This is a genomic window from Rhodoglobus aureus (assembly GCF_039527955.1).
Lineage (GTDB): Bacteria > Actinomycetota > Actinomycetes > Actinomycetales > Microbacteriaceae > Rhodoglobus > Rhodoglobus aureus.
In genome coordinates, this window is sequence record NZ_BAAAKW010000018.1 from 1 (window position 1) to 19,027 (window position 19,027).

Below are 19,027 nucleotides of genomic sequence, written 5' to 3' on the forward strand. Positions count from 1 at the left end.
TACCGACACCCGTTCACCAGCACCGGCAGACACACCGCTACGCGCGCATTCTCAAATGATTCCTCGATACCTGCCACGCGCGCATTTTCTATGAGTCAACGCGGACGCTTGTTTCTGAGACAGCGGTAGTTCTACACTGAGCAAACGCCAACAATCGAAAGGAGCCTCGCATGTTTATTTCAACAATCGGAATGATTCCGACTACCGCCGGCTCCGTCGGCACCCTCTCCGCCTAACTGGTTCGCGATTCCCGCCAACCGGTTCTGACGGTGGCGGCGCTCACGGAGCACGCCCGGCTCGACACACACGAGCGTGCACGTTTTGGCGTGCACCGGCCGCACACGATTCTGCGGCCCGTTCGGCACCCGTGTCGCGCATCTTCGGGTAACCCACCTCGCAACCGAGCGCGCGATCGCGCGCTCTCATGGGCGCGCTTTAGTGCGTCCGCACGCTGCACCCCATTAGTGAAAGAGAAGACACATGAACGACACCGTGACGACCGAACCCGGTCGTCGGTACCGCCAACCTCAACATCCAGTCGACGACAAACAACAGCAACGAGTTGTGCGTCGAGTCGGAGTAATCGACCGAATCGCGCTGCACCTCGGTGTCGCGCTGATCACGTGGAGCAGGCGCCCTCGGCACCCGCGCTCCAGCCTCTCGGTTGCCGCTCGGGCTGAACATCAGCTGGCCCGCGAACGTTTGGCTCAGGCCAGAGCACGCGAGGAGCAGAACTATCCGCGCTTCATCATCCGATGAGCTCCACAGAATCGACCGTCGCCGACCTCGTCGGCGGCGGTCGACCGCGTTAAGTCGGCACTAAATGCCGAGCTACAGTGCCCGCAACCTCGGCGCAATGTCGCGCTCGAATAGCTCGAGGAAGCGACGCTGGTCTCCGCCGGGCGCATGGAACACCAGGTGGTTGAGGCCGGCATCCACATACTGGCGAATCTCTTCAACAATCTTGTCTGGATCATTGCCGACGATCCAGCGTGACGCGATCTGCTCGATCGGCAGAGCATCCGCAGCGCGCTCCATCTCAATCGGATCAGTGATGTCGTGCTTCTGCTCCTTGGAGAGAGCGAGTGGCGCCCAGAAACGCGTGTTCTCGAGCGCGAGGTCGGCATCGGTGTCGTAGGAAAGCTTGATTTCGATCATCCGGTCGATGTCCTCGAACTTGCGGTCAGCCTTAGCAGCACCCTCCTTGACCCCAGGGATGAGCGCGTCGTTGTAGAGCTCCATGCCCTTGCCCGACGTGCAAATGAAACCATCGCCAGCACGGCCTGCGTAGCGTGCTACCGTCGGGCCGCCCGCAGCAATATAAATGGGGATGGGCTGATCGGGGCGGTCATAAATGCTCGCCTCGTGAGTGGAGTAGTACTCCCCCTCAAACGAAACTCGATCGTCAGTCCAGAGCGCACGCATCAGACGCACCGATTCGCGCAGCCGAGCAAAGCGTTCCTTGAACTCTGGCCAGTCCTGCTCACCAGCGCCACGAAATCCGGTAGCAATCTCGTTGAGCGCTTCACCGGTGCCAACACCGAGCATGATGCGCCCCGGGTACAAGCAACCCATGGTGGCGAAAGCCTGCGCGAGAACGGCAGGGTTGTAACGGAACGTCGGAGTCATCACGCTCGTGCCAATACGAATTGTGCTCGTGCGCTCCCCCACTGCCGCCATCCAGGCGAGCGAGAACGGCGCATGGCCACCCTCGTGACGCCACGGCTGAAAGTGATCACTGACGGCAACGCTCTCCATGCCGTGGGCTTCGGCCGCGACCGCAATCTCTACGAGCTCACGCGGGGCGAACTGTTCGGCTGATGCTTTGTATCCGAGAGTAAGAGTCATAGACCCATTGTGCCGTTTCTACTCGCGAGGCGCTTGCAGGAAATCAGAAACTGAACGTGGAACGTACGGCGCAACGTCGCCACCGAGAGTTGCCACCTGGCGTACAAGGGAACTCGATACGTAAGCGTGGGCCGGATTCGGCAGCATAAAAATGGTTTCGACCGCGGCAAGATCGCGGTTCACGATAGCCATGGGCGTTTCGTAGGCGACATCAACTTGAGAACGGATGCCCTTCACGATCACGGTCGCACCGATCTCGGTGCAGTAGTCGACGAGCAACCCCATGCTCCAGCTCGTGACACGGATATTGCCTGCCAGTCGAGCGTCAGCCACCGACTGCTCAATGAGCGAGACGCGCTGCGCGATGGGAAGAAGCGCCGTTTTGCCGGGGTTGTGCACAACGACAACGTGCACTTCGTCAAATGTTTTTGCTGCCCGCTCAATCACATCCAGGTGGCCCAGGGTGACAGGGTCAAACGACCCAGGAACAACAGCGATCCGACTCATGCCTCAACGATAGTGGCTGAGTGCTGATCACCGCGTGGGAGTTCGCTGTGCGAGGAAATTTCACGCAACACACTGCGGTGGGCTAGCGGCGGCTCGCCACCGCCAACTAGTTCTTGCCAAGGAACGCTTCAGCGCTCTCATCGAGTCGGCGCTTGAGTGCTTCGGCGAGCGCCGGATGCTCGGCCAGCGTCGGATCATCAGCCAGTACCGCCTGTGCCGCCTCGCGGGCTTCGGTAATGAGTTGTCCATCGTTGGCCACCCGCAAAAGCTTGAGACTCGAACGCCCTCCGGACTGCACTCCACCGAGCACGTCACCTTCACGACGAAGCTCAAGGTCTTTGTTGGCCAGTTCAAAGCCGTCGAGAGTGGATGCCACGGCCTCAACGCGTTCGCGAGCCAACGACTCCCCCTCTGCAGCCGTCACGAACAGGCACAAGCCAGGAACGCCACCACGACCGACGCGGCCGCGCAATTGGTGTAATTGGGAAACCCCGAAGCGGTCAGCGTCGAGCACGACCATCACAGAGGCGTTTGGCACGTCTACGCCTACTTCGATCACGGTCGTCGCCACCAGAACATCGATGCCGCCCTCGGCGAATGCTCGCATGAGCTCATCTTTCTCATCGCTCGAAAGCTTGCCGTGCAGCGCCTCGATGCGTTTGCCCGCGAGCACGTCATTGCTGCGCAGCGATGCCAGCACCTCGGTGACGTTCGCTATGGGCCGCGGCGGTCCGGCATCCGGATCATCGGACGCTGCCGGCGCGGGTTCACTGCCGGGTTCTTCAGTTTTCGCATCGATCGCGGGGCACACCACGAAGCCTTGACGACCGATCGCCAGCTCTTCGGCTAGACGCTGCCAAACACGCGACACCCAGCCCGGCTTCTCAGCGAGAGGGACGACGTGACTGCTGATGGGTTGACGACCGGCAGGAAGTTCGGCAATCGAGGAGATGTCGAGGTCGCCGAACACCGTCATGGCGACAGTGCGCGGGATCGGCGTTGCCGTGAGCACCAGAACGTGCGGCGGCTTGGAGCCCTTGAGGCGCAGCGCCTCACGCTGGTCAACGCCGAACCTGTGCTGTTCATCCACGACAACAAGCCCCAGGTCGATGAAACTCACGGCATCGCCCAACAGAGCGTGAGTGCCGATGACGATGCGAGAGGAACCCGAGATCGTTGCCAGCATGGCCTTCTTGCGCTCGGCAGTTGGCAACTGACCCGTGATGAGGGTTGGTCGCAATTCGGCTGCCAGATCGGGGCCAAGCGTGCGCACGATCGACCGGAAATGCTGATGAGCCAGCACCTCAGTTGGCGCGAGCAAGGCGGACTGACCACCCGACTGGGCGACAGCAAGCATTGCCCTCAACGCCACAAGAGTCTTACCAGAACCCACCTCACCCTGCACGAGACGGTTCATCGGAACCGGTTCAGCCATATCGTGAAAGATCTGCTCGCCGACCGTCTGCTGGTCGCCCGTGAGCACGAACGGCAATGCCGCATCGAACCCTTCCAACAGCGGCCCCGCTGTGCGGGCAATCGCCTCAGACTCTCGCTGCTTCTGGCGCTGCTGCAACAGCGCCGACTGCAAAACGAATGCCTCCTGAAAACGCAGGGCATCACGAGCAGCCCGCCACCCGGAATCAACCTTGGGGCGGTGCACAAGCTCAAGCGCTTTCGCAAACGGAAGCAGTTCGCGTTCGCGACGTACGGCATCCGGAACCGGGTCATCGAGCGGACCCAGAGTGTCGAGCACGACCTCGACCGCTTTCTGAATCTGCCAGCTCGCGACCGTCGAGGTCGCCGGGTAGATCGGAATGGGCTGCTCTGCCCATGCCTTCGCCTGCTCAGGCTTCTTCAACTCAAGAGCATCGCGGTCGAACAGCTCGTAGTCAGGGTGGGCAAGCTGGCGGGTGCCGCGATACTGCCCGACCTTGCCCGCAAAGATTCCCCGCACGCCCGGCGATAGTTCATTGGCACGCCACGCCTGATTGAAGAACGTCAGGGTCAGGATGCCGGTGCCGTCGCTAATCGACACCTCAAGAATTGAGCCACGCTTGTTGCGCATCGGGCGGTTGCGCACCTCGCGCACTTCGGCCACGATCGTGACTGCCTCATCCAGCGGCAATTGGGCCAGAGCGGTCAGCTCGCCCCGCCTCGCGTAGCGTCGCGGATAGTGGGTCATGAGATCGCCAACAGTGATCAGGCCGAGCCCGCGCTGCATCGAGGTAGCGGTGCGCCCGCCCAACACGGCACTGAGCTTGTGGTCGAGGGGCGAGGTCACTCTAAAAGAGTACCGTTGGCCACCGTCGCGCTCACCCGGGCTAGGCTCGACACGCTATGACACGCATCATCGCCGGATATGCCGGCTCCCTCACCATCGCCGTACCGAGCGCCGGCACTCGCCCCACGAGCGATCGCCTGCGCGAGGCGATCTTCTCCGCGCTCGAAGCGCGAGATGCCATCGACGGCTCCCGTGTGCTCGACCTCTACGCCGGAACAGGCGCACTCGGTCTCGAGTCGGCATCCCGCGGTGCACCACACGTCACCCTGGTTGAGAAGAACGCTCGCGCTGCCGATGCGTGCCGCAAGAACGCCGCTCTCATCGCTGCGAAAGCTCCGCGCGGATCAAAGCCGATCATTCTGACGGCCGCACGCGCCGTGAATACCTTTTTAGAAACATCCGGCGATCAGTGGGATCTCGTCTTCATCGACCCGCCCTATGAACTCGGCAACGAAGAGCTTCTCGTGGCGCTCCAACTGCTTTCGACACAGTTGAGCCCCGACGCCCTTGTAGTTGTGGAACGCAGCTCTCGTGACCCCGAGCCCGTGTGGCCCGCCGGCCTCGAGCTCGACCGCCGCAAAGACTACGGCGACACCTCGCTCTACTGGGTTCAGCCCGCAGCGCCATCCCAGCCGGCATAGGGATCCCAACCGCCGCGCTCGTTATACGCAAGACCATCAACGAGAAGGCCTTTGCCAACGACGACGCGACCGATGGCCCGGAATCCCGCCGGCAACGTCACAGATTCAGGGAACGTCGCCAGCAGCGAATGGTCTTCGCCACCGTCAAGTTGCACCCGACCGCCCACTGCTTCGGACGACAGGTCAAGCCCAACACCACTGGCGGTAGCAATGCGCCGGGCATCAATAGCGAGCCCATCGCTGAGGTCGAGCATGGCTGTGGCTCCGGCCAGCGACGCTGCCTTGCCGTCCGCGATCGGAGGCGCTGGCCTGAGTTGGGCCGCGATAGCATCGGGATGTCGTGCAGCGACGACTGCGGCGGCGGTGGCATCCGGTTCCCCATCAACCACTCCCTCGTCAAACAGCAGGCGAAGGCCTTCGGCGGCGAGACCGAGCGTGCCGGAAACAGCAATCACGTCGCCAGCTTTCGCACCCGAACGCAGTATGGGCTCGCGGCCCTCAAGGTCACCGAACGCGGTGACGACAATCGTGAGCACGGTCGAAACCGAGAGGTCGCCACCGATGACGCCGCTGCCGGGAGCGAGCGCTTCGCAGCTTTCGCGCAGTCCGTCGGCGAGTGCTTCGAGCGAGGATACGGGGGTGTCATTAGGGGCTGCAATCGCCACAACAAGTCCGGTAGGCACCGCACCCATTGCGGCGACATCCGAAAGGTTCGTCGCTGCAGCTTTCCAGCCGAGATCGTACGGGCTTGACCAGGCGAGCCTGAAGTCGGGGCCGTGAATCATCATGTCTGTGGTGATGACCATGCGCTTGTCTGGTGCGGCAAGCACTGCGGCGTCGTCCCCCGGGCCGATCAGTTCTGCTGCGGCGGAAGGAAGTCGCGGAAAGATGCGCTTGAGGGCGTCCAACTCTCCGACCGCGCCGAGTGTGTCATGGTGGTCGCCCTCGCGGTCATTCTTCATAATCTCACGGTAGCCTGAAGCGGATGAGATCGACGACCCGCACCCCCGTTTTGGCCATGCTCGCAGTGGTTCCGTTGCTTGCCATGCTGGCCGGATGCGCGCCGATTGTTGCTCTCGAACCCGCCGATGATGCAGCGAACCCCACCTGCGCCGAGGTCATCGTGCGCCTGCCAGACACCGTTGCCGGGCTCGATATGCGCGAAACCAACGCGCAGGGCACTGGAGCGTGGGGAGAACCCGCCAACGTGCTCCTGCGGTGCGGAGTAGCAGTGCCCAATCCGACCGCCTCATTAGCGTGCGTCACGGCACCCGAGAATGGCATCGATTGGCTGCGCGACGATAGCGATGCGCCCAACTATGTTTTCACGACCTATGGCCGAGATCCCGCCGTGCAGATCATCATCGACAGTAACGGCGACCCCGATGTCGACGGCGATGAGGTGTCTGGATTTGATGCTTTGGTCGAGCTTGCTGGCGCTGTGAGCCAGATCGTGCCCGAGCGCTTCTGCGTGGCGCTGTCAGACACGACGACTCCCGATGAGGGTTCTGAAGCAGATACTGAGTAGGCGGATGCCGGTGGTGAAAGTCGAAAGCGCTAGCTACTAGCCGTTAGTTACTGCTTTCTAGCGAACGGTTTCGAGCCCCAGCTCAATAAGCTCGTCGATGAGTTCGGGGTAGCTCATTCCGCTCGCCGCCCAACATTTGGGGAACATCGAAATGGGGGTGAAGCCGGGCAACGTGTTGATTTCGTTGACAACGAACTCGGTGCCATCGAAGAAGAAGTCGACACGGGCAAGCCCTGCACCACCAATTGCGTCGAATGCGCGGGCGGCCGTGCGTTGCATCTGCCACAGTTCACCGTCGTGCAGTGATGCTGGGCAGATCAACTGGGCAGCGGAAACGTCAAGGTACTTAGCTTCGAAATCGTAGAAATCGCGGCCAGTAACCACGATTTCGCCGGCAACACTCACCCGAGTTTCGGTGCCGTCACGCCCAGAGAGCACGCCACATTCGATCTCGCGGCCCGTCATTGCCTGCTCGACGAGAGCCGTTGAGTCTTCCGCGAAGGCAGTCGCAAATGCGGCATCGAGCTCATCAGGGCCGTTCACTTTTGTCACGCCCACCGATGATCCGGCACGCGCAGGCTTCACAAATGCGGGGAAGCCGAGGCTCGACGCACGCTGGCGCCAGACGGCAGGTTCGCGCTGCCACTGTGTCGCTGCGACCTTTACCCAGGGGGCGACGGCAACACCCGCGGCTTCGAGCGCGAGCTTAGTGAAATGCTTGTTCATGCCCATCGCGGAGGCAAGTACACCGTTGCCAACATAAGGCAGCCCGGTGAGCTCGATGAGTCCCTGAATCGTGCCATCTTCGCCAAACGGGCCGTGCAAGATGGGAAACACCACATCAGCATCTCCGAGACTGCGGGTGGTGCCGTCGGCATTCGTGACCGTCAACTCTCGCGAAAGCGAAGATTCGGGCCAGTGAACTCGCGTGCCGTTGTCGACAACTTCGGGCATCGCATCCGGATTCAGCGTGAACATGTCGGCATCATCGGGCTGCAGAGTGAACGCACCGTCGCGCGTGATTCCCACAGGAATGACCGTGTACTTGGTTCGATCTATTGCCGAGAGCACGCCGCCAGCGGTGGCACAGCTAATGCTGTGTTCCGAAGAACGGCCACCGAACAGCAGTACTACCCTCAACGTGGACTTGGCCGTTGTTGTGGGCTGGTCCGTCATCGTTTACTCCCCCTGAGGAAGATCGTCAGTTGTCAGATGCGGAGCAATATCCCGCGGGGCGAGCGTACCCGCCAAGACCTCAGCAACCTGGCTCACGATGGGCATGTCGACACCCTTCGAGAGCGCCAGTTCAAGAATCGGCGCAACAGAAGAGAGCCCCTCCGCAGTCTGATTCATCTGCTTGATGACCTCAGAGAAGCTGTAGCCCTGACCGAGTAGGCGGCCAGCGGTGTTGTTGCGTGAGAGCGATGATTCGCAGGTCGCGATGAGGTCACCGAGCCCGGCGAGGCCAGCCAGAGTCTCAGCTCGCGCACCGAAGGCAACCGAGAAGTCGGTCATTTCGGCGAGCCCACGGGTGATGATCGAGGCTTTGGTGTTCTCGCCGTAGCCCACGCCATCGACGATGCCGATAGCAACCGCAATGAGGTTCTTCAACACTCCGCCAAATTCAGTGCCGATGACATCCGTGTTCACAAAGGAACGGAAGTAACGGTTGCGCGCGGTCACCGCCACGGTGGTCGCGGTTTCGAGACTCGCGCTGCTCATCACCGCAGCCGTTGGCTGCTCTTTAGCAATTTCTAGGGCAAGGTTTGGACCGGATGCCACGGCAACGCGGCTTGGGTCGACCCCCAGCTCTTGCAAGATAACTTCACTCATGCGCGCCCCGGTGCCCTTTTCGACACCCTTCATGAGCGAGACGATGAGCGCATCTTCGGGAATCAGTTCGCGAACGATACGCAGGTTTTCACGCAGCGCCTGACTGGGCACAGAGAGGTAAACCTGCTCTGCTCCCTCAAGCACTTCATGCAGCTTGTCGCTGGCCCAGAGGGAACGCGGCAGGTTTATTCCTGGCAGGTAGTCGCTGTTGCGCTTGGACTGAGAAATCTCGCGAGCAAGCTCCGGGCGTCTGGCCCACAGCGCTACGTCGTTGCCGCCATCCGCAAGAATCTTAGAAAATGTTGTGCCCCAGGAGCCGGCACCGAGCACCGCAACTCTGCGGGCAGGTGCGTGGTCAGGGTCGACGTCAACGTTGCTCAAAACGGCCAACCTCGCTCTGGCCGTGGTCGGCCGGGTTGTAGCGCACCTTCGGGGCGGTTTCGCCTCGAAGCTCTTCGAGCAGTTCAGTAATTGCGGTCATGAGCTTCTCCGTAGCTTCGGCAAGCACTCGCGAATCCAAATGTCTGCCCTCGAACTGCGACAAATCTACTGGTTCACCAAAACGAATGTGAACAGTCTTGCGAGGAAAAATACTAATCCGTTTTGAGTATCGCGGGAGGATTTCTTGCGCCCCCCAGCTTGCTGCAGGGATGAGCGGGATGCCGGCCTCTAGCGCGGTGCGAACAGCGCCGTTCTTACCGCGCATTGGCCACATGTCGGGCTCGCGTGTGAGCGAACCTTCGGGATAAACCACAACGGCGAGCCCCTGGTTTGCAATCTGACGGACGGCTTTCATCGGATCGCCGCCCTCGCGGCTGCGAGACGCACGCTGAACGGGCACTTGTCCTGATTTCGTCAGCAACCAACCGAGTAGAGGAACGGTGAACAGCGACGCCTTGGCCATGTAGCGCGGCATCCGCCCAATTTTCCACATGCCAACACCGATCACTATCGGATCAATGTTGCTGTAGTGATTGGGCGAGAGCACGAAGGCGCCCCGCGCTGGCACGTTGTGTGCGTCGTGAAGCTTGTACTTCGACAACAGCGTCATGGCGGGCAAAAGCAGGAACGCGAGTACTCGGAATACTGCCGTCTTCTCAGACTTCACGCGCGCCGGTCGCTGGGGAGTTGACGACACCAGCGGCTATCCCTCGTAGATGAAGTCGGCACCGAGCGATTCAAGTTTGTCGACGAAGTGCTCATAGCCTCGCGCGATAATGCCAATGTTGCTCACCGTAGATTGACCTTCTGCGGTCAACGCGGCGATGAGGTGGCTGAAACCACCACGCAGGTCGGGGATCTCAACGTCGGCACCGTGAAGAGGTGTCGGACCAATGATCACGGCTGCTTGCTCGAGCGGGCGACGAGGAACACGTCGGCTGACCGACTCGAGCCCCTCTTCAAACACCTCAATGTTGGCACCCATCTCAATGAGTGCTGAGGTGAAGCCCAAGCGGTTCTCGTACACCGTCTCATGCACGACCGAACGCCCCTCGGCCTGCGTGAGAGCAACAATCAACGGCTGCTGCCAGTCGGTCATGAAGCCAGGGTGCACATCGGTTTCAACGACTACAGGCTTGAGCGCTCCACCAGGGTGCCAGAAACGGATGCCGTCTTCAGCAACATCGAACGCTCCCCCGACCTTGCGGAAGATGTTCAAGAAGTTCATCAGCTCTTGCTGTTTAGCGCCCTCAACAAAGATGTCGCCACCGGTTGCGAGAGCTGCGGATGCCCAGCTTGCGGCTTCGTTGCGGTCAAAGAGCGCACGGTGGTTGTAGCCGCTGAGCTTCTCCACGCCCTCAATGAAGATCACGCGGTTGGGCTCGACATTGATGATGGCGCCCATTTTTTGCAGGATTGCGATGAGATCCATGATCTCGGGCTCAATTGCCGCACCCTTGAGTTCAGTCACACCCTTGGCGAGTACAGCGGTGAGCAGTACCTGTTCGGTGGCTCCGACGCTGGGGTACGGCAGGTCAATGTCAGCACCGTGCAGGCCATCGGGAGCTGTGAGGCGAATGCCTTCGTAGCTTTTGTCGACGACTGCGCCGAACGCACGCAGTGCATTCAAGTGGAAGTCAATGGGGCGGTCGCCGATGCGGCAACCACCGAGGTCAGGGATGAGCGCTTCGCCGAGGCGGTGCAGCAGTGGGCCGCAGAACAAGATCGGGATGCGGCTTGAGCCGGCAAGGGCGTCGATCTTGGCGAAGTGCGCCTTGAGTACGTTCTTGGGATCAAGCGTCAGCTCGCCGTCGCCGGTCTCCGTGACGGTGACCCCATACGCTTCGAGCATTCCGGTAACGACACGAACGTCACTAATCGCCGGAACATCTTTGAGAATGCTGGGAGTATCTGCGAGCAGGGCAGCAACCATCGCTTTTGTGGCGAGATTTTTGGCTCCGCGAACGTTAATGCGTCCACGAAGTGGCTTTCCACCCTTAATAATGATCTGGTTAGAAAGCAAACCGGTTCGCTTGGCAGCCGCCGTAGCGTCCTGAGCCAATGGATTCATCGTTACCTCTACTTCGCTGGCAAAGTCTTGGGTCGCCATGATTCTCGGCGGCTTTCGAACTCCGTGATATCTGTTTCGTTTCTTAGAGTGAGGCCGATGTCATCGAGCCCTTCGAGCAAACGCCACCTAGTGTAATCATCAATCTCGAAAGTGAACTGTGTCGAACCTGCGGTTACGGTGCGAGATTCGAGATCGACTGTCACCTCAAGTCCGGGGTCTGCGTCAATAAGCGCCCAGATGGTTTCGATCTCTTCTTCGGTCAGTTGGGCCGCGAGTAGGCCCTGCTTTCCGGAGTTGCCGCGAAAGATGTCGCCAAAGCGCGAACTGAGTACCGCTCGGAAGCCGTAATCGCGCAGCGCCCACACAGCGTGCTCACGGCTTGAGCCGGTGCCGAAGTCGGGGCCAGTGACCAGGATCTTGCCCTGGGTGAATGGTTCGCGATTGAGAACGAAGTCGGGGTCTTGGCGCCAGGCGAAGAACAGCGCATCTTCGAATCCGGTTTTTGTTACTCGCTTGAGGAACTCGGCGGGAATGATCTGGTCGGTGTCGACATTGCTGCGCTTGAGCGGAACAGCGATTCCGCTGACGGTGGTTACTTTATCCATTAGCGGGACTCCTCTGCGGTGTTGCTGGTCGAAACAAGCTGTTCGGGTAGCGGGCTGTTTTCTAGATCCCAGGGGCTCGACAACGTTCCGCGGATGGCAGTGGCGGCGGCAACGAGCGGCGACACCAGATGGGTGCGGCCTCCCTTACCTTGGCGACCTTCAAAGTTACGGTTGCTTGTTGAGGCGCAACGCTCCCCCGGAGCCAGCTGGTCGGGGTTCATACCGAGACACATCGAGCAGCCGGCGAAGCGCCACTCTGCACCGAACTCTTCAACAATCTTGTCGATGCCTTCGGCTTCTGCCTCGATGCGTACGCGCGCAGATCCGGGCACGACCATGACGCGAACGTGGTCAGACTTCTTGCGGCCCTGAATAATTGACGCGAATGCACGCAAATCTTCGATACGGCTGTTGGTGCATGACCCCATAAAGACGGCATCCACACGGATGTCTTTCATGGGCATGCCTGCGTCGAGCGCCATGTATTCAATGGCTCGCTCGGCGGAGATGCGCTCGTTGGGGTCGCTGATGTCGGCAGGAACGGGCACGTTTTGGCTGAGCGAGACGCCCTGGCCGGGGTTGGTGCCCCAGGTGACGAAGGGCTCGAGCATGTTGGCGTCGAGGAAAACTTCGGCATCGAACACGGCATCGTCATCGGTGGCGAGCGTGTTCCAGTATTCGACGGCGGCATCCCAGTCGGAACCTACGGGTGCGTGTGGGCGACCCTGAAGGTAGTCGAAGGTGATCTGGTCCGGCGCGATCATGCCTGCTCGGGCGCCAGCCTCAATCGACATGTTGCAGATTGTCATGCGCCCCTCCATAGAGAGGGCCCGGATGGCGCTGCCGCGGAATTCGAGAACGTAGCCTTGGCCACCACCGGTTCCGATCTGCGCAATGACGGCAAGGATGATGTCTTTTGAGGTGACCCCGGGGCGCAACTCACCTTCGACAGTGATCGCCATTGTTTTGAACGCTTTGAGCGGCAAGGTCTGGGTGGCGAGAACGTGCTCGACTTCGCTCGTGCCGATGCCGAACGCGATCGCTCCGAAGGCGCCGTGGGTGCTCGTGTGTGAGTCGCCACAGACCACGGTGATGCCGGGCATGGTGAGACCAAGCTGCGGCCCAATGATGTGCACGATGCCCTGCTCGATGTCACCGAGCGAGTGCAGGCGCACACCGAACTCTTTAGCGTTCTTGCGCAGAGTCTCGATCTGGGTGCGACTCGTGAGGTCGGCGATCGGTTTGTGGATCGCGAGCGTCGGGGTGTTGTGGTCTTCGGTGGCGATGGTGAGATCGGGGCGGCGAACCGGGCGGCCGGCCATCCGAAGTCCATCGAATGCTTGAGGGCTCGTGACTTCGTGCACAAGGTGAAGGTCGATGTAGATCAGGTCGGGGGTGCCGTCAGCACCCTTGACGACCAGATGGTCATCCCACACTTTCTCTGCCAGGGTCTTGCCCATAGCGCACCTCTTTCAGATCAACGATCGCACCGCAAATTGCGCGGCTCAATCTCTCTAGTCTACTTCTGTATGAGTCGGCGGTATGCTGACCACAGCGCACCACCCTTGCGCTACCACCACTTGCCAATTTGTTGTTTTGCCCACAAGGCCCACACGCAGGAGAACTCCATGATTACGCAACCATCAACGACGTTGGAAGCCCCCGTCTCCGCTATCGAAAATGCTGAGTTCAATCACGAAAACGTACTCGTATCTACGGGCAAACGTTCCGGCCTCGTTATTAGCGTTGCCGTCCACTCCACCGTCCTCGGTCAAGCCCTCGGCGGTGCGCGAATGTGGAACTATCCGCACTGGACGGATGCCGTAGCCGACTCCCTGCGACTCTCTGCCGCGATGACGCTCAAGAACTCTGCCGCAGGGCTCAACCGCGGTGGCGGCAAGTCGGTCATTCACCTCCCCATGGGAGTGGTTCTCAGTGCAGAACAAAAGCGCGAGGCGATGCTCGACCTCGGTGATGCTATCGAAAGCCTCAACGGCGCATACATGACCGCCGAAGACGTCGGCACAAGTGCTGAACTCATGTCAGTCGTCGCGGAGCGCACTGAGCACGTGTGCGGCTTGCCCGCCGATCAGGGCGGTGCCGGTGAGCCTGCGGATGCTACTGCCGCCGGCGTGCACGCGAGCATTCTTGCCACCTGCGAGGCCCTGTTTGGTGCTCGCGAGGTTGCCGGCCGTCATCTCGTCATTTCTGGCCTCGGCCAGGTCGGCGGACGTCTCGCTCGCTCCCTTACCGCCGCCGGCGCTGTGCTCACGGTTACCGATGTGAACCTCGACCGCAAGCTCCTCGCCGCCGAACTCGACGCCAATTGGGTCGATGCCGATGAGGCGCACAGTGTGGTTGCCGATATCTTCGTTCCCTGCGGAATGGGTGGCGCTCTCAGCCCCCGCGTCATCCGTGAGCTCAACGTCAGTGGTGTTGTTGGCGCAGCAAACAACCAGCTTGCCCAACACGATGGTGCCGAGGCACTCGCCGAGCGCGGCATTCTCTGGGCCCCAGATTTCGTAGTGAACGGTGGCGGCGTGATCTACCTCGACATGGCCTCAGAACCGGATGCGGATGCGGAAGCTATTGCCCAGCGTGTCGAAGCGATCGGTGACACTGTCGCCACGATCTTTCGTGATGCTGCCGCTCAAGGAATAACGACGTTGGATGCTGCAGAGCGTCTCGCTCAGTCACGACTCGTCGCAACCTAGCCAGGTGTTTCGCGCCTGACAGCGCGCCAGCAGTGCCCTCTTAGCCGATGGAGAGGTCCGCGAGTTCGCGCTTCTTGTCGTGGTTCATCTTGACGAGGCTCGCTACGACCGAGATGGCCATTGATACGAGGATCACGATCAGTGACGCCCAGGTGCTGATTTCAGGGGCCCACAACACGTTCTCTCCTCCGTTGATGAACGGGAGTTCGTTGATGTGTAGGGCGTGGAAGAACAGCTTCACCCCAATGAAGCCGAGCACGAAGGCGATGCCGTAGTGAAGGTATTCGAGCTTGTCGATGAGGTCGCCGAGCAAGAAGTAGAGCTGGCGTAGCCCCATCAGGGCGAAGATGTTTGCGGTGAACACGATGAACGGGTCGGTGGTGATTCCGAAGATTGCCGGTATCGAGTCGATGGCGAACACGAGGTCAGTGAGGCCGAGAGCCACGAACACAACCAAGATCGGCGTGAAGACCTTCTTGCCATCGATCACGGTGCGCACTTTGCCGCCGTCAAAGGTCGGCGAAATGTTGATGTGTTTACGCAGGAAGCGGATGATTCCGCTCTCGGTCTCCTGCATGCTGTCGTGGTTCTCGAACACCTGGCGAATGGCGGTGTAGAGCAGGAACGCACCGAAGATGTAGAAGATGAAGCTGAAGTTCTCGATCAGTTGCGCACCCAGCAGAATGAAGATTCCGCGCAGTATGAGTGCGATCAGGATGCCAACCATCAGCACCTCTTGTTGGTACTTTCGCGGCACCGAGAAGCGGCCCATAATGATCACGAAGACGAACAGGTTGTCTATCGAGAGACTGTATTCGGTTACCCAACCAGCGATGAATTGCCCGGCTTGTTCAACGTCGCCGAGCAGGAACATCATGAGGGCGAAGATCAGCGCGAGGCTCACATAGAAGCCCACCCACAGTGCTGATTCGCGAGTGCTCGGAATGTGCGGGCGTTTGTACGCCATGATCAGGTCGACTGTGAGAATAATCAGCAGAACCGTCAAGGACGTTACTTCGAACCAAATAGGCAAAGTGGTCAAGAGAATCCGTTCAAGGGTTTCGAGGCGTGACTGGTCTCGAAAGTCTCTCCCGCATCCAAGAGATTTATGGATGCCGCTGCCCCGGAGACACTACGGAGTGGCTCGTATTGACGAGTACAACGAGGTGGGATACTCCCCTTCGCGTTCACCATAATAACCGACGCTCACCCTCGAGCTGTGCACTGTCTCCCAGCTTGTGGGAAATGCCATAGGTCAGCGACTGCTGTATGATCAGTGGATGCTGACTAGTGCTTCGCGTCTCGATGTCATGAACCGACTGGGGCGCGCGATGGCCGACCCGACCCGCGCCCGCATCCTGCTCTCTCTGCTCGACCAGCCCGGATATCCGGTACAGCTCGCCCACGACCTGGAACTGACGCGCAGCAACGTATCGAACCACCTCACGTGCCTGCGTGGTTGCGGACTCGTCGTGGCGACGCCTGAAGGACGTTCGACTCGCTACGAAATTTCGGATGTGCATTTGGCCCGCGCGCTAACCGCCATGGTGAATGTCGTGCTGGCCGTCGACGACGGCGTCCCGTGCGCAGACGACGACTGCGACGTTCCACTGTGCTGCGGCCCGAAGGCGACGGCGTGAGCCTTCCGTCCACGGACGACGAACTTGCCCCGTGGTGGAGAGACCGCGCACTGGTGCCGCCTGCACTCTCCGGTGCGCTTCTTGCCGCTGCACTTATCGCGCAGGCCGTTGGCGCCGCCGAGTGGGCCGTAGCCGCAATGCAGGGAGCTAGCCTGCTCGCTGGCGCTGCCACCTTCGTTCCGGGCACGCTTCGTCGGCTCGCGCGGGGGTCTCTCGGCGTGGGGTTGCTCATGACAATTGCCGCGGTCGGCGCCGTTCTCCTCGGCCATGTCGGTGAAGCCGCGGCCCTCGCTTTTCTCTTCTCGATAGCCGAAGCCCTCGAGGATCGAGCAATGGACCGCGCCCGCCACGGCCTGCGAGCACTCCTCGACCTCATCCCCGAAACAGCGCTCGTTGAGCGCAGCGGAAGCGTGACCGAGGTCGCCGCGTCTGAGCTAGTTGCCGACGACCTGCTCGTCGTTCGTGCGGGTCACCGTGTTGCAACCGACGGTGTGGTCGAGAGCGGACATAGCAGCGTCGACACCTCTGCTGTTACCGGAGAGTCGATTCCCGTTGCGATTGACACGGGCGACACCGTGTTGGCCGGCTCCATCAATGGGGCGGGCTTGCTGCACATCAGGGCAACCGCAAACGGCGCCGACAACTCGTTGACGACGATTGTACGACTGGTCGAAGAAGCCAATTCACGCAAAGGTGAACGGGCTCGGCTGGCTGATCGAATCGCGCGCCCCCTAGTACCGGTCGTGCTCGCAGTCGCGGCGGCGATCATCGGCTTCGGATTCCTCGTTGGCGACCCCGAGTTGTGGACCGAACGCGCGCTCGTCGTGCTCGTTGCGGCATCCCCGTGTGCTCTAGCGATTGCAGTACCAGTGACAGTGATCTCGGCAATCGGTGCGGCCAGCAAGCTGGGCATCATTGTGAAATCAGGGGCGGCCTTTGAGCGGATGGGCAGCATCCGCACTGTCGCCTTCGACAAGACGGGAACGCTCACCCGCAATGCTCCCTCTATCGTTGCCGTCGAGACCGCACCCGGCTTCAGCCGCAAGGACATACTGCGGCTCGCTGCGGCTCTTGAGGCGCACAGCACTCACCCGCTCGCGGCCGCTGTGCTCGCTGAGCACCCCCACCCTCCGGAAGCACACGACATCAACGAGGATGCCGGTCACGGCATGTCCGGCATCGTCGGGGGCGCGCCCGTGCGCGTGGGCAACACGCGCTGGCTCAATCCCGGGGAGCTCGCTGGCGCGGCAGAGAAGCTTGCCGATGACGGCATGACCGTGGTGGTGGTCGAGCGCGATGCCCAGGTGGTCGGCTTGCTCGGCATCCGGGACGAACTGCGGCCGGATGCTGCTGAGGCTGTCGCGCAATTAGAGGTGTCGGGCATCCGCACCCTCATGTTGACGGGTGATAACTCTCGAACCGCCGCAGCGTTGGGTCGAGAGGCTGGAATTGACGATGTGCGGGCTGAGCTGCTGCCCTCCGATAAGGCTCAGGCGATAGAGACACTCTCCGCGCGCTCCCCCACGGCGATGATTGGTGATGGCATCAATGATGCTCCCGCGCTTGCGGCAGCCGATGTCGGAATCGCGATGGGCGCGACGGGCTCAGCTGCCGCGGTTGAGTCGGCGGATGTCGCCTTCACCGGCAGCGATCTGCGACTTATCCCTGTGGCTCTGCTTCACGCACGCCGTGGCCGTCGCATCATGACGGGAAACATCGTGCTTTCCCTCGCGATAATCGTTGTGCTGTTTCCGCTAGCGCTGACCGGTGTACTTGGTCTGGCGGGAGTAGTTCTTGTGCACGAGGTTTCTGAGCTGGTAGTTATCGTCAACGGGCTGCGCGCGGCACGACTCCCCCAGCGTGACCGTGTGCGCGAGGGAACCCCGTGCGGGCCATCCCTCACAACAACTGACCGGTAGGTGTACCAGCTGGGTTGGAGGCCTACGACGCGTCCATCACGGATCCCGCAACGCAGGCCCGCATCGAGGCCAATTTCAACGCCGGCCAGGCTCTCGGCGTCAACAGCACTCCCTCGTTCTTCGTAGACGATGAGCTCATCGACACCCAGCGCGTCGAGAATCTGCCCGAGACGATCGACGCCGCGCTGCAGTAAAGCGACGCTTCTTGGGGCGGCAGGACTCAGCATCCGCGTGCCCTGTTTTGGGTTCCCGTTAACGACGAAAGTTCCGGTCTTGTTCATACGAACATGACCGGAACTTTGCTACTGTGACCCCAGCGGGATTCGAACCCGCGTTACCGCCGTGAGAGGGCGGCGTACTAGGCCTCTGTACGATGGGGCCGTCACAACAACTAGAAAAGTATGCCACAAATTTCGGGCAATTTTTTCCACCACAACCAATTGCGAACCACAGGATCATCGTTGACTGCCATCACGCGCGCCACCACTGCCACTATCGTTGCGACCGCAGTGCTCGCCGCCCTCGCCGGGTGCTCACTGCTCTACCCCGAACTTCCTCGCGACGACAACGGCCAAGTGCTCGAGCCGGCTGTGATCGGTTCCACCGAACTGCTCGTTGGAGACTGCTTCAGCTTTGTTGACGGCAGCAACCTCAGCGAAGCGGAGGTCACTCCATGCGCCACCGACCACACCAACATTGTGATCGGCAAGGGCGAGTTAGCCAAGTCAGCGATCGCCGAGGCGGGCAGCCTGCAAAACGCCGTCTCGTCATCCTGTTCAGAAACTTTCAGCGCGTTTAAAGAGACCGTTGCTGACCGCGTTCGGCCCGATCAGGAGTTCATCATCTCTGAACGCACTACAGAAGACGGCGTGCTCATGACTGACTACGCCTGCATCGCCACGGATGCTCCCGCGCCCGAAGCGTAAGTAGGTGCCGCAAGCGCGGCAGCGTGCACAACTGAGCGAGCGCTAACGGCTGCGGCCTTGCCGGAAACGCGCG

General features: G+C 60.8%; 19 protein-coding genes and 1 tRNA gene. 8 read left to right on the forward strand and 12 right to left on the reverse strand.

Going from position 1 to position 19,027, the window contains the following annotated elements; genetic code table 11:
- Window positions 1–480 precede the first annotated feature (480 nt).
- Window positions 481–759, forward strand: a complete 279-nt coding sequence (locus tag ABD112_RS05265) for a hypothetical protein (RefSeq protein WP_343923833.1) — start codon at window positions 481–483, stop codon at window positions 757–759.
- 72 nt (window positions 760–831) lie between these two features.
- Here ABD112_RS05265 and fgd read toward each other — a convergent pair whose 3' ends face one another.
- The 3 genes from fgd to ABD112_RS05280 all read right to left on the reverse strand — a co-directional run bounded on the left by fgd (window position 832) and on the right by ABD112_RS05280 (window position 4,576).
- Entirely contained in the window at window positions 832–1,848 is a 1,017-nt protein-coding gene (gene fgd, locus ABD112_RS05270; RefSeq protein ID WP_343923835.1) for a glucose-6-phosphate dehydrogenase (coenzyme-F420), read from the reverse strand.
- A gap of 18 nt (window positions 1,849–1,866) precedes the next feature.
- A complete protein-coding gene (coaD, locus tag ABD112_RS05275) occupies window positions 1,867–2,355 on the reverse strand; it encodes a pantetheine-phosphate adenylyltransferase (RefSeq protein WP_343923837.1) in 489 nt (162 codons plus the stop codon).
- A gap of 106 nt (window positions 2,356–2,461) precedes the next feature.
- Window positions 2,462–4,576 (reverse strand): ATP-dependent DNA helicase RecG, encoded by a 2,115-nt coding sequence (locus tag ABD112_RS05280; RefSeq protein ID WP_343923876.1) that lies wholly within the window; start codon window positions 4,574–4,576, stop codon window positions 2,462–2,464.
- A gap of 116 nt (window positions 4,577–4,692) precedes the next feature.
- Between ABD112_RS05280 and rsmD the strand changes: the two genes are divergently transcribed.
- Window positions 4,693–5,277: a 16S rRNA (guanine(966)-N(2))-methyltransferase RsmD gene (gene rsmD / locus ABD112_RS05285; protein ID WP_343923839.1), complete on the forward strand. Its 585-nt coding sequence runs from the start codon at window positions 4,693–4,695 to the stop codon at window positions 5,275–5,277.
- On the opposite strand, the gene thiL is transcribed toward rsmD, so the two are convergent.
- Window positions 5,247–6,239, reverse strand: a complete 993-nt coding sequence (gene thiL, locus ABD112_RS05290) for a thiamine-phosphate kinase (protein WP_343923841.1) — start codon at window positions 6,237–6,239, stop codon at window positions 5,247–5,249. The genes rsmD and thiL overlap by 31 nt on opposite strands.
- 23 nt (window positions 6,240–6,262) lie before the next feature.
- Between thiL and ABD112_RS05295 the strand changes: the two genes are divergently transcribed.
- Window positions 6,263–6,805, forward strand: a complete 543-nt coding sequence (locus ABD112_RS05295) for a DUF3515 family protein (RefSeq protein WP_343923843.1) — start codon at window positions 6,263–6,265, stop codon at window positions 6,803–6,805.
- Between the two features lie 57 nt (window positions 6,806–6,862).
- On the opposite strand, the gene ABD112_RS05300 is transcribed toward ABD112_RS05295, so the two are convergent.
- The 6 genes from ABD112_RS05300 to leuC are packed head-to-tail and all read right to left on the reverse strand — an operon-like array spanning window position 6,863 to window position 13,215.
- Window positions 6,863–7,981 (reverse strand): D-alanine--D-alanine ligase family protein, encoded by a 1,119-nt coding sequence (locus ABD112_RS05300; RefSeq protein WP_343923844.1) that lies wholly within the window; start codon window positions 7,979–7,981, stop codon window positions 6,863–6,865.
- 3 nt (window positions 7,982–7,984) lie between these two features.
- Window positions 7,985–9,019 carry an NAD(P)H-dependent glycerol-3-phosphate dehydrogenase gene (locus tag ABD112_RS05305; RefSeq protein WP_343923845.1) on the reverse strand — a complete coding sequence of 345 codons (1,035 nt, stop codon included), beginning with the start codon at window positions 9,017–9,019 and terminating at the stop codon, window positions 7,985–7,987.
- Window positions 9,006–9,776, reverse strand: coding sequence for a lysophospholipid acyltransferase family protein (locus tag ABD112_RS05310; RefSeq protein WP_343923846.1), 771 nt, complete (start codon window positions 9,774–9,776; stop codon window positions 9,006–9,008). Before ABD112_RS05310 ends, ABD112_RS05305 begins: the two co-directional genes overlap by 14 nt.
- Window positions 9,777–9,782: 6 nt before the next feature.
- Window positions 9,783–11,150 (reverse strand): UDP-N-acetylglucosamine 1-carboxyvinyltransferase, encoded by a 1,368-nt coding sequence (murA, locus tag ABD112_RS05315; RefSeq protein WP_343923878.1) that lies wholly within the window; start codon window positions 11,148–11,150, stop codon window positions 9,783–9,785.
- A gap of 8 nt (window positions 11,151–11,158) precedes the next feature.
- Entirely contained in the window at window positions 11,159–11,755 is a 597-nt protein-coding gene (leuD, locus tag ABD112_RS05320; protein ID WP_343923849.1) for a 3-isopropylmalate dehydratase small subunit, read from the reverse strand.
- Entirely contained in the window at window positions 11,755–13,215 is a 1,461-nt protein-coding gene (gene leuC / locus ABD112_RS05325; protein WP_343923851.1) for a 3-isopropylmalate dehydratase large subunit, read from the reverse strand. Before leuC ends, leuD begins: the two co-directional genes overlap by 1 nt.
- A 168-nt stretch (window positions 13,216–13,383) precedes the next feature.
- Between leuC and ABD112_RS05330 the strand changes: the two genes are divergently transcribed.
- Window positions 13,384–14,469, forward strand: a complete 1,086-nt coding sequence (locus ABD112_RS05330) for a Glu/Leu/Phe/Val dehydrogenase family protein (protein WP_343923853.1) — start codon at window positions 13,384–13,386, stop codon at window positions 14,467–14,469.
- A 40-nt stretch (window positions 14,470–14,509) separates the two neighbouring features.
- Here ABD112_RS05330 and ABD112_RS05335 read toward each other — a convergent pair whose 3' ends face one another.
- On the reverse strand, window positions 14,510–15,511 hold the full coding sequence (locus ABD112_RS05335) for a TerC family protein (protein WP_425563799.1): 1,002 nt from the start codon (window positions 15,509–15,511) through the stop codon (window positions 14,510–14,512).
- A gap of 238 nt (window positions 15,512–15,749) precedes the next feature.
- Between ABD112_RS05335 and cmtR the strand changes: the two genes are divergently transcribed.
- Genes cmtR through ABD112_RS05350 form a run of 3 tightly spaced genes read left to right on the forward strand, consistent with a single transcriptional unit; the run spans window position 15,750 to window position 18,222 of the window.
- Window positions 15,750–16,109 (forward strand): Cd(II)/Pb(II)-sensing metalloregulatory transcriptional regulator CmtR, encoded by a 360-nt coding sequence (gene cmtR / locus ABD112_RS05340; RefSeq protein ID WP_343923855.1) that lies wholly within the window; start codon window positions 15,750–15,752, stop codon window positions 16,107–16,109.
- Window positions 16,106–18,028: a heavy metal translocating P-type ATPase gene (locus ABD112_RS05345; protein ID WP_425563800.1), complete on the forward strand. Its 1,923-nt coding sequence runs from the start codon at window positions 16,106–16,108 to the stop codon at window positions 18,026–18,028. Before cmtR ends, ABD112_RS05345 begins: the two co-directional genes overlap by 4 nt.
- A gap of 14 nt (window positions 18,029–18,042) precedes the next feature.
- Window positions 18,043–18,222, forward strand: a complete 180-nt coding sequence (locus ABD112_RS05350; protein WP_343923857.1) for a DsbA family protein — start codon at window positions 18,043–18,045, stop codon at window positions 18,220–18,222.
- Window positions 18,223–18,336: 114 nt separating this feature from the next.
- On the opposite strand, the gene ABD112_RS05355 is transcribed toward ABD112_RS05350, so the two are convergent.
- Window positions 18,337–18,409 (reverse strand) — tRNA-Glu (locus ABD112_RS05355).
- Between the two features lie 80 nt (window positions 18,410–18,489).
- Here ABD112_RS05355 and ABD112_RS05360 point away from each other — a divergent pair.
- Window positions 18,490–18,954, forward strand: a complete 465-nt coding sequence (locus tag ABD112_RS05360; protein WP_343923859.1) for a hypothetical protein — start codon at window positions 18,490–18,492, stop codon at window positions 18,952–18,954.
- Window positions 18,955–19,027: the final 73 nt, after the last annotated feature.